This window comes from Streptomyces sp. NPDC059037 (assembly GCF_042740015.1).
Classification (GTDB): domain Bacteria; phylum Actinomycetota; class Actinomycetes; order Streptomycetales; family Streptomycetaceae; genus Streptomyces.
On the sequence record NZ_JBHYIG010000310.1, the window covers coordinates 1 to 9,219 of the forward strand.

General features: G+C 66.1%; 8 protein-coding genes. 2 read left to right on the forward strand and 6 right to left on the reverse strand.

The features are described 5' to 3' along the window. Positions 1–231 precede the first annotated feature (231 nt). The 6 genes from ACFWY6_RS39065 to ACFWY6_RS39090 all read right to left on the reverse strand — a co-directional run bounded on the left by ACFWY6_RS39065 (position 232) and on the right by ACFWY6_RS39090 (position 8,307). Positions 232–444, reverse strand: coding sequence for a hypothetical protein (locus tag ACFWY6_RS39065; protein WP_384700744.1), 213 nt, complete (start codon positions 442–444; stop codon positions 232–234). Positions 445–752: 308 nt separating this feature from the next. Then, positions 753–2,657 (reverse strand): AAA family ATPase, encoded by a 1,905-nt coding sequence (locus ACFWY6_RS39070; protein ID WP_384700746.1) that lies wholly within the window; start codon positions 2,655–2,657, stop codon positions 753–755. Positions 2,658–2,832: 175 nt separating this feature from the next. Then, complete coding sequence (locus tag ACFWY6_RS39075) at positions 2,833–4,521, reverse strand: hypothetical protein (protein ID WP_384700748.1); 1,689 nt, start codon at positions 4,519–4,521, stop codon at positions 2,833–2,835. A gap of 110 nt (positions 4,522–4,631) precedes the next feature. Beyond that, complete coding sequence (locus ACFWY6_RS39080) at positions 4,632–5,879, reverse strand: AAA family ATPase (RefSeq protein WP_384700750.1); 1,248 nt, start codon at positions 5,877–5,879, stop codon at positions 4,632–4,634. Positions 5,880–6,202: 323 nt separating this feature from the next. Next, positions 6,203–7,249, reverse strand: coding sequence for a hypothetical protein (locus ACFWY6_RS39085; protein WP_384700752.1), 1,047 nt, complete (start codon positions 7,247–7,249; stop codon positions 6,203–6,205). Positions 7,250–7,356: 107 nt separating this feature from the next. Continuing rightward, on the reverse strand, positions 7,357–8,307 hold the full coding sequence (locus ACFWY6_RS39090) for a hypothetical protein (RefSeq protein ID WP_384700754.1): 951 nt from the start codon (positions 8,305–8,307) through the stop codon (positions 7,357–7,359). A gap of 184 nt (positions 8,308–8,491) precedes the next feature. On the opposite strand from ACFWY6_RS39090, the gene ACFWY6_RS39095 reads away from it, so the two are divergent. Beyond that, positions 8,492–8,662: a hypothetical protein gene (locus ACFWY6_RS39095; protein WP_384700756.1), complete on the forward strand. Its 171-nt coding sequence runs from the start codon at positions 8,492–8,494 to the stop codon at positions 8,660–8,662. A gap of 252 nt (positions 8,663–8,914) precedes the next feature. Then, complete coding sequence (locus tag ACFWY6_RS39100; RefSeq protein ID WP_384700762.1) at positions 8,915–9,049, forward strand: LysM peptidoglycan-binding domain-containing protein; 135 nt, start codon at positions 8,915–8,917, stop codon at positions 9,047–9,049. Positions 9,050–9,219 lie beyond the last annotated feature (170 nt).

Genomic DNA, 9,219 nt, shown 5'->3' on the forward strand with positions numbered 1-9,219 from the left:
CAACCCGAGATCTTTCGTGTTCTGGTGGGTTGGTTTTTTTTTATAAGAGCCCGCCCCGGACACCGCGCGCTACCCCGGCGCGGGGTCGTTCATCAGCGGCAGCTCACCTCACTTCGAGGTCGACTCCGAGCGCCGGCCGGGACCATCGACGGCGCCATTGCCGGCATCGAGATTCGAGGGGCAGACAAGGAAGGCGCATCCGGTGAGGAGTGCGCCCGATGCTCCGCCGGATCAGTCGGCTACGCGTTCAAGGTGCGACCAGTGAACGACCCACAGTTCCTTGATGCCGTCAGAGCCCGGCTCACTCTGCTCGACCCACGCGCCGCAGTCGGTGGCAGTGGCGAGGCCGTCGTCGGTAACTCCACGACGACCGACGACCTTGAACATCTCTCCGGTGCGGGCGTCCCGCACGGTCATGCCGCTCTCGCACTCGTTCCACTTCATAATCACGCCTCTTCGTACGCGTCGGTACTGACAGGGGCGTGCCCCTCGCGCACGATGCGCGCATACTCCACATACGTCTCGCCGTCACATGACCAGCCGTTGACCACGGTGCAACCGGAAACCTGCACCCGCGCAGGGGACTCGGCCAGGGAGTATCCCCCTCCCGGGTTCTGCCAGTACTCCACTTGCTGCCCTTGTGGGGACGTCGCGTTGAGAGTCCTTATCCAGGTCATAGCGAACAGAGACCGCCCTTCCTGAGCAATGAGGGTGTGCGGGTGAGGTACGTCCGGTGCGATGGGGCCGCCTGCTCAGCCGTCCGACGAGGATGCCGAGGCTGTGCCGCCGGTCTGGGCAGCGAGCAGGTAGTCCTCGATCCAGGCGCGAACGGCCTTGCGCGCCGGCCGCGCACCCTGGGAGTCCACGTAGGTGGTCTCTCCGATGGCGCGCAGCTCGTCGTCGGGCATCGACACGGGCAGCGCCTGAGCCAGCCGCGGCTTGGCCTCGACGATCCGTTCACGCTGCCGCTCGTAGTCGGCGGCCATGATCTGCCGGTAGATCTGCCGGTCGATGGGGTTGAACCCCACGACCAGTGAAAACCGGCCCAGCAACTCGGCGTCGAAGAACTGCCCCAGTACCTTGTTGAGGCTCTGGTTCGAGACGGTCTTCGGGTTGTTGCCGAAGCCGATCATCTTGCCGTCGAGAGAATCACGGGCGGCGTTGGTCGTGCAGATGACCAGGGCCTTGGAGAAATCCAGCATCTTGCCATGGGCGTTGCGGATGTAGCCTTCGTCGAACGCCGAGAGGAACAGGCGCTGCACGGCCTTGTCGGCCTTCTCGAACTCGTCGAGCAGGATCACCCGGTGGGGGTTGGACTCCAGCGTGTCGAACGGGAGCTCCTGGTTGGAGTCCGATCCGACATAGCCGGGAGGTGAGCCGATGATTCTCGACGTCGACCACTCACTGTGGAATTCGGTCATGTTGAGGATGATCGGCTCGGCGCCGGTCGTCTCCTCAGCGATGATCTTGACTGCCTCGGTCTTACCCACACCCGAAGCCCCGGCGAACAGCCACGTCGTGGGCGTCTTCGTCGGGAACAGGTCGAGCTCTTCGCGGGCCAGACGGTCGGTGAGCTTGACGAGCACATCGTCCTGGCCCTGCAGGCGGCTGGTGAGCGTGGCGCTCAGCGCGGCGACGTCGAGGTCCTTGCGCTGGGCATTTCCGGTCATCAGGCGCTTGGCCACATCGAGCACACGGGTGCTCGTCAGCGGCACTTGCGGGATGGACCGCAAGGTCTGCGCGAGTGCCGTGTCGCCGGCGTTCTCTGCCTGGACGATGAGCTTCTTCTGCTCCAGGACCCGGTCAGCCATCGCGCGGTCGAGCAGCGTGATGGCGTTGTCCGGACGGTGCTGGCCAGCCCGGGAGTTCGCTTCGGCGATCTGCACCACCGAGGCCAGGACGTCGTCGGAGACTCCGATCTGGTGACGGTAGTGCGCCATCAGGCCGGGACGGACCGTGGTCATCACGGCCAGCGTCTGTTCCACGCTCAGCTCGTCGACGATGAGCCGGGTGAAGCGGCGGGCGAAGGCCGGGTCCTCGTCGAATGCCCGAGACTCCGTGCTGGTGGTCGCGCCGATGACGGACATGTCGCCGCGGGCCAGGGCCGGCTTGAGGATCTGCGAGATCTTGCGGCCGACGGCGTCGCCATGGCTGCCGGACCCTCCGGTGATCTGGTGGATCTCGTCCATGAACAGGATGGCCTTGTTCTTGGCGTCCGAGGCGAACTCGACGATCGCCTTAACCTTCTCCTCCAGTGAACCGACGATGCCGGTCCCGGCGATGATGTTGGTGATGGGCAGCTCGTAGATCGTGTGGTCCTTGAGCTGGTCGGGGATGAGGGTGTCACCGAGCGCGATGCGCCGGGCGATGTCCTCGACGATCTTCGTCTTGCCGACGCCGGCGGAGCCGACCAGCAAAGCATTGGGCTTGGTCTTGCTGATAACGACCGAGAGGACCTGCTGAATGAGCGTGTCCCGGAACATCGTCGGATCGGCGTTCTTGAACTTCTCGTTGTAGTCGACGAGGAGCTCCTTGACGTCATCGTTGGCGCTGCCTCCGGACGGCATTCCCATGGGCGGGAACGATGCTGGAGGTCGGCCACTGCCGGTGCCCTTGTCGTCGTCGGAGCCGCTGGGCGTGAAGTTGCTGAGACCCATCGGGTCCTCCTTCGGTGCGGGTCGCTCGGCGTGATGGCGCGCTGGGTGGATGCGTCACGGGCTCCGAGCAGGAATATGGATGGGTGAGAGAAGAAGCCAGGGGTCACCAGGAGCGGTGCCGGCCAGGGGAGTTGGTTGCGCGGCACCGCTCTTGGCGGTTCTTGGGGCAGCAGGGTCAGACGACCATGCCGAGGAGCCTCTGCCGGATGCTCGGGTCGATGTGCTGCATCGAGTCGGCGTAGCGCTTGGCCAGGTCAACCATGGACGACCAGTCCATGGCGGAGCACGGTGCGTAGTACAGGTTCTTCGGGTGGTCCTGACGCGTGGACGGCGGCAGCCAGTCGAAGTCGGTGACCATGAGCGAGAGCCTGCGCTGGCGCACGCGGCTGGCGTTGATGTACTGCCAGACCTGCGTGTACTCCGTTCCGCCCGACACCTTCGGGATCCTGCGGAACTCCTTCCAGATCTGAGTCGTCGACTTGTTCTCCGTGCGCAGCATCACCTCCTGGGACAGGAAGTGGCTGAACGAGTTGAAGTACAGGTTGATGTTGAGCTTCTTGGCGATCCGGATGAGCATCATGACCGCCTCCTGGTAGTTCTCCTCGGAGATCGAACCGGAGGTGTCGATGTAGATGTGCAGGTCGGGCATGTACTGCACCGAGGTGATCCGGCCTGGCTTGTTGAAGTCGTCCGGGTTCCGGCGGTTGGCCTTGAGGAAGGTCGCCTTCGTCGTGCGGAATATGTTCTGTGACTTGTTGACCTTGCCCATCCGGCGCAGCACACGGGTGATGTCCGTGAGCAGGTCGAGCTTGCTCGGCGGCTGCTTGCGGAAGGCCACCTGGGCGCTACGGCTGCCGGGCTGGCCCGGTTGCTGGTTGGCTCCCAGGGCGGCGGCCCGGGCGGCTGCCCGTGGCAGCGACGTGAGCTTGGACAGCGACGTGTTCGAGACGACCTTCACCGGCGAAGCCAGCGACTGGTTGATGAGGTTCCATTCCCCCGCGATCTTCGCCGCGGTGGCCCGAGCATGGGCCTCGACGTTGACCAGGACGAGGGAGCGCGGGCAGAACAGCTCCCCGACCGTGAACGGCAGGACGCCGGTGTCCAGGGCAGTGTTCTGCTGGCTGGCCTGGGCCCGCTGCTGCTGCTCGGCGTAGTTCATGAGCATGTGTACGAGCACGCGGGCGAAGGAGTGCTCATCGTTGGCGTCAGAGTCGTCCTTGCGCACCAGCAGCGACTCGGTGAGCCCCTTCAGGGACAGGGCCGTGAAGTCGTTGAGCAGCTTGGTGGTGGCCGGTGGCAACGCACTGGCCATCGCCTGTGTCTGCTGGGACAGCCAGATCTTGAAGTCGTCGAAGGCCGCGGAGGACTGGAACCAGAACCCGAGGGTGTCAGGGTGGAAGGTGTAGGCGATCGAGGCGAAGAAGGCGCTCTCGTCGCCGGTCCCCGCCAGCAGAGCCTTCGCGGCCGGGAGGACATCAGCCTGCGCGGTGTAGAGCACCCGCGGGGAGGGCGCGGGCATCTTGTTCTGCTGTCCGGCCTGGACGGCGAAGAGCTCGGCGACCGGCAGCGGTGTGGCCTGGTCGAAGTTGATCAGGGTCTGCCCGAGCAGCTCCTTGACGGTCTGCTCGCTGGCCACGTTCAGCGTGTCGCCGAGGCAGCTCAGGACCAGATCCGGGATGCCGCCCGTCAGATCAGCGCCCTGGGCGTCGGTGATGCTCGCCGGGGCGTTGGGGTTCAACGGCTCCAGCAGCGGGTCGATGAGGGTCTGCTGGATCGCCGGCATCGGGTCGTAATCACCGGTGCACGAGATGGTGTGCAGTGCGTCGAGTACGGCCGGCTTCTGGTTCGTGACGGTGATCGTCATGGGTCGTAGTCTCCTTCTGAGGACAAGGCAGCGGCAGAGCGCCGCTGGTGGTGGGGAGTTGCAGCAAGGACGGCAGCCCGCCGCAGTCCCCACCACCAATGAGCGAGCGATCAGAGGAAGGCCGAGAGGACCGGCTTGGCCTGGTTGACGATCGGAGCGTCGATCTCCATGAAGGCCTCCAGGTTCTGGCGGTCGATCTGCTGGCTGGTCACCATCTCGATGAGCGTGCGGGTGTGCTCCGGCTCGAACTGGGTGATCGCCTGGGCCAGCTGCTCGATGAGGCGCGCGTTGTCCTCCATCTCCTTGAGCGCGTACAGCAGCGACCCGGCCTTCTCGTTGTCGGTCAGCGTCGCGACGAGCGCGGCCATGTCGGTCATGGTCGCTGCGGTCTTCAGGCTCTGGTAGCAGTTCGGCTTCGGGACGTTCACCCGGTTCTGCTGCACGCCGCCAGCATTGTTCGCCAGGTCCTGGGCGATGGTGGCCACGAGCTGCGTGGTGAACATGGTGTCCCCGACGTAGGCCTCGATGGCCTCGTTCAGCAGCGAGGTCTCGCGGTCGCCGATCTGGATCGGGGTGGCCAGGTACTGCGCCAGCTGCTGCGGGTCGGCCGCGTTGAGCCACTGCGACAGGTTGTCGATGGTGCGCGGCGTGGTGAGCTGGTTCATCTCCTCGCCGCCGTCGAACAGATCGGCCATCGTGACGTTGCCGTTGCCGTTGTCGTCGTCGTCCTGGCCGTCGACGACGATGGCCCCGGGCGTCGACTTCTGGAAGATCAGCGCGGGGTACTGCGTGAGCACCGTCTTCACCCAGGGGTTCATGTTGTCGCCGAGGACGGACATGAGGGTGGCGGCGTCGGGCTCGACGTGGAAGATCGCGAAGCGGGACAGGCTTGCCTCGTCGAGCGAGGTGACGTTGCCCCTGTCGTTGCCGGCCACGACGATGCGGACGTTCTTGGGCAGCTCGACGTACCCCATGCGGCGCAGCGTGACCAGGGTCAGCGCGCCGGAGGTGACGTCGGAGGTGGTGCGGTTGATCTCGTCGAGGAAGAGGATCGGCCACTCGCGCGTGTTCTTCTCGGCGTAGTCGATGCACTCCTGGATCACCTGGTGCGGGTAGAAGACCTGCTTGTAGCTTTCAGTGCCGTCGTCCTTGGTGTACAGCACCAGACGCGCGCCGGTGAGGTCGGCCTTGTCGGCGAGCTGGTTGCACGGCAGCGTGAAAGCCTGCGTGCCCATGGAGTAGGCCAGGTCCTCAACGAAGCTGGACTTGCCGATGCCGGGTTCGCCCATGAGAGCGGGCGTCGCGCCGACCTCAAGCGACTGCTTGATGAGGGTCGTCAGGGTGTCATTGAACTTCATATCGATGTCTTTTCTGTGCGCGGGCGAGGAAGAGAGAAAGAGAAGAGATGTCGGAGGACGGCGCTGCTGTTCTCGGCGTCGCCGAGGCTGCATAGGCCGTGAACGTCCTGTGGCGCAGGCCGCGCCGTCGGAGCCTGGCGGCCTGCACTCCCGCCATTGGTGGCGATGGAGCACCGCTGCACATCGCCACCCGATCGCGCTCCGCGCGATGCAGCCCTGTCCCCTACCTGTGCTCGGCCCCGCCGCAGCACCCGCCATCCGTCCCACCCGCTGCCGGAGGCAGTAGATGAACCAGGAGCAGAAGCAGGAACAGGAACAGGGCGTCAGTTGGTCGACGAGGAACGGGTCTCGCGGTCAGCCACGAGCGCAGCCGCCCGGTCGAGGAGGAAGGGCCGGCCGTTGCGCCGCTCGCTGTGCTTGTGGCGCGCAGGGATGACATCGACCGCCGCCTTGTAGAGCAACCACGCGGTGTCGCCCGTCGAGTACTCGACGCCGAGGGCGCTGTAGGCGCGCAGTTGCGTCCGCATCCAGCCGTAGAGCGAGGCGAGAACCGAGAACTCCCAGCGGGACATGTCGTGGTTGAAGTCGCCGGGATCCCGGAGCTGATGGCGTGCACTGGCCAGGGCCTGCCCGATGATCGCCTGCGAGTACGGGATGTCGGGCATGTCCTCGGCGGTGTCGACAGCTGATGCTGAAGCACCGGAGCTGTGGCTGACGTTCACGGCCAGTTGCGCGTAGAGGTCCTCGATGGAGACGAAGGCCGGCACGCTAGTTGCTGCGTTGACCTGAGCGACGATGCGATCGGGCACCGGCTGGCGGGTGAAGGTCGACCAGTGGTCCAGGAGCAGCTCGTACCAGCCGTGTTCCTCACGCAGGACGCGCTTGCCGGCGGCCCCGGGGAAGTCGTGGAAGTTCTTCGGCAGCGGCATGACGAGATGGAAGCCCTGGCCGGACATCGACAGCTCCGAGTAGAGGATGCCCGGCAGCCGCAGCAGGTCTGTGGCCACACCTGGCGGGCAGTCGGCCTCGATGTCGAGGACGAGCAGCCCGTCAGTCTGGGCCTGGAGGTAGAAGGCGGTGTTCGCGGCGTTCGGTATCGCCGCGGTGAGTTCGTCGAGGGTGAGCAGGCAGGTCTCGTCCAGGGCGAAGGCTCCGCGTAGTGGGCTGGCGTGCTTGCAGCTGGACGTGCAGCCGGCGAGCAGGTGCCGTACGTCGATCGGGGCCTTGCGCTTCGGCGGCTTCGTGGGATCGTCGGGGGTCTCTTCCCCTATCTGTCCGGAGATGGTCCACCGACAGGCACTGGCGAGAGTGCGGATCGCGGGGTTGCCGTAGAACTGCGGGAACCAGGCATGGGGGTCGGCTGGAGTCATCGTGGGACGCACGCTTTCGGTCGGAGGCGTCAGGATGGGAAGAGAAAGACAGGACCCCCGTACTGCACTGATGCGAGTACGGGGGTCTCATCGATGGTCAGCGTGGATCAGCCCTGGTAGGTGATCCCCGCCTGCTGGGCCGGGCCGGAGCCGTTCCGGGGGTCGGTGGCCACGGGCGAGCCCACGGCCGAACCGGCGTCCTTGAGGGAGGCGTTCTCGGCCTCAAGGCGCGCGAGCTTCTGCTCCAGGGTCTCCTGCTGGGCAGGAGCCGGAGCCGGAGCTGCGGCCGGAACAGCAACCGGAGCAGGAGCAGCAGCGACGGGCGCAGCCACGGCGGTCGCCGGGACCTGAGCCTGAACCGGAGCATGCGCGGCCACGGCCACAGGTGCGGACGCCGGCTGGGGGGCCGGGAAGGACAGGCCGTCCTCGACCTCGGTCGCCACCGGGACGGCGGCGGCAGGGGCAGCGCTGGTAGGAGTGGCCTGAACGGGACGCGGCGTGCCGTTGAGCACGATGCCACGCGCAGCCAGCTCAGCCTGGTCGATGCCGCCGGCCATGTAGTAGCGCGGCGCCTCGTGGACGATCACCTGTTCGAGGGCCAGGCCGCGGTTGTTGAAGTCCTTCGGCTTGTAGGTGCGCAGCACGAGCGTGACGTCGAGGCCCTGCGCGAGCTCCTGGCCGGACTCGTCCTGGTCGTAGGTGCCGTCACCCTTCGGAGAAGGGATCGCGATGACCGGCAGGGTGCTGCCCTTGGAGTCGATGGAGTAGTTGGGTCCGGTTTCGGGCCGCTTCGGGGAGCCGTAGCGGCGCTCGGAGACGAACTCCTCTTCGAGGGTGGGGTTGTTCGGATCGGCGAACTGGACCTCGGCGTGAATGATCGTCGCGGTGGTGTGCGGCTTGCCGACGGGGCTCATGCCGTTCTTCGTCCTGCGCTGGTCGCTGGCACCGAGCTCCGCGCCTTCGATGAGGCGGGCGAGTACGGCGAAGCCGAGCTTCCCGCGGATGAAGACGTTCTTGCCCTCGGTGATCTGGCTGGCGGAGATGGAGTAGTTGGCCATGGTGATGCGGTTCCTTCGTTCGGTCTGGCGGTCGGTGACTCAGCGGCCCATTGGGGGGCTATCGGTAAGGATTCGGACTGCCATCCAAGTCCCTATTCTATCAACTTCAGTTCGACTATGAGTAGAATGCCAATGCCGGATATGAATGATTGTGTGCGCTATTCGTAGAGGAGTCGGGACAGGGATGACGGCTACGATTCAGAAGCCAGTGGGGACGGCGTTGAAGCCGTCGGCGCAGACGAGAGCAGCTGCCGGGAGTCACGCCGGCCCGATGGGCTTCGGCAACGGACCCGTCATCGCCGCCAGCGTCATGGTGGGCGGAGCGGCGCTCTTCGCCGGATGGAGCCTGACATAGCTCGCGACGTCCGACGGCGGCTTCATCCAGGCACTGCAGGGCAATGACGCCCCGGTCGGGGCACCGGGGAAGCCCGGCGAGAAGAACGCCGGAGGCGGCAGCGCCCAGTAGCCGAGCGAGGGCGGCACGGGGAAGCAGGACGAGAACGGGGCGAGTCAGGATCCGACGCCGGGTCGCGGCAACGAGGACAAGCCCAACGGATCAGGTGCACCGGTCGAGGCGAAGCCCGCGCCGAAGGCGAAGCCCTACACCATCAAGCCAGGCGATACGCTCACCGCGATCTCAGGGACAACGGGGGTGTCGATCGGCATCCTGGCCGAGACGAACAAGATCCAGAATCCGGATCTCATCTACGCGGGGGCTTCGCTGCTCATCCCGCCGGTGTGACGACCCGGCAGCGCGGCACTGCCGGGTACCGAGCCTGATTCGATGGCCCGGGCGCCGGGGAACCGGCCGCGCCACCTCCGGCTGGGACGCCGCGGCCACATCATCCCCGGCCCCCCCCCACAAACCCCCCCCCGGGCCCACCGGGGGGCAGGGCGGCTCACTCACCACAC

Bases quoted from the DNA above. Each gene is read 5' to 3' on its own strand.
- ACFWY6_RS39070 (WP_384700746.1), bottom strand. From the start codon at position 2,657: ATGGGTCTCAGCAACTTCACGCCCAGCGGCTCCGACGACGACAAGGGC.
- ACFWY6_RS39075 (WP_384700748.1), bottom strand. From the start codon at position 4,521: ATGACGATCACCGTCACGAACCAGAAGCCGGCCGTACTCGACGCACTG.
- ACFWY6_RS39085 (WP_384700752.1), bottom strand. From the start codon at position 7,249: ATGACTCCAGCCGACCCCCATGCCTGGTTCCCGCAGTTCTACGGCAAC.
- ACFWY6_RS39080 (WP_384700750.1), bottom strand. From the start codon at position 5,879: ATGAAGTTCAATGACACCCTGACGACCCTCATCAAGCAGTCGCTTGAG.
- ACFWY6_RS39095 (WP_384700756.1), top strand. From the start codon at position 8,492: ATGACGGCTACGATTCAGAAGCCAGTGGGGACGGCGTTGAAGCCGTCG.
- ACFWY6_RS39065 (WP_384700744.1), bottom strand. From the start codon at position 444: ATGAAGTGGAACGAGTGCGAGAGCGGCATGACCGTGCGGGACGCCCGC.
- ACFWY6_RS39090 (WP_384700754.1), bottom strand. From the start codon at position 8,307: ATGGCCAACTACTCCATCTCCGCCAGCCAGATCACCGAGGGCAAGAAC.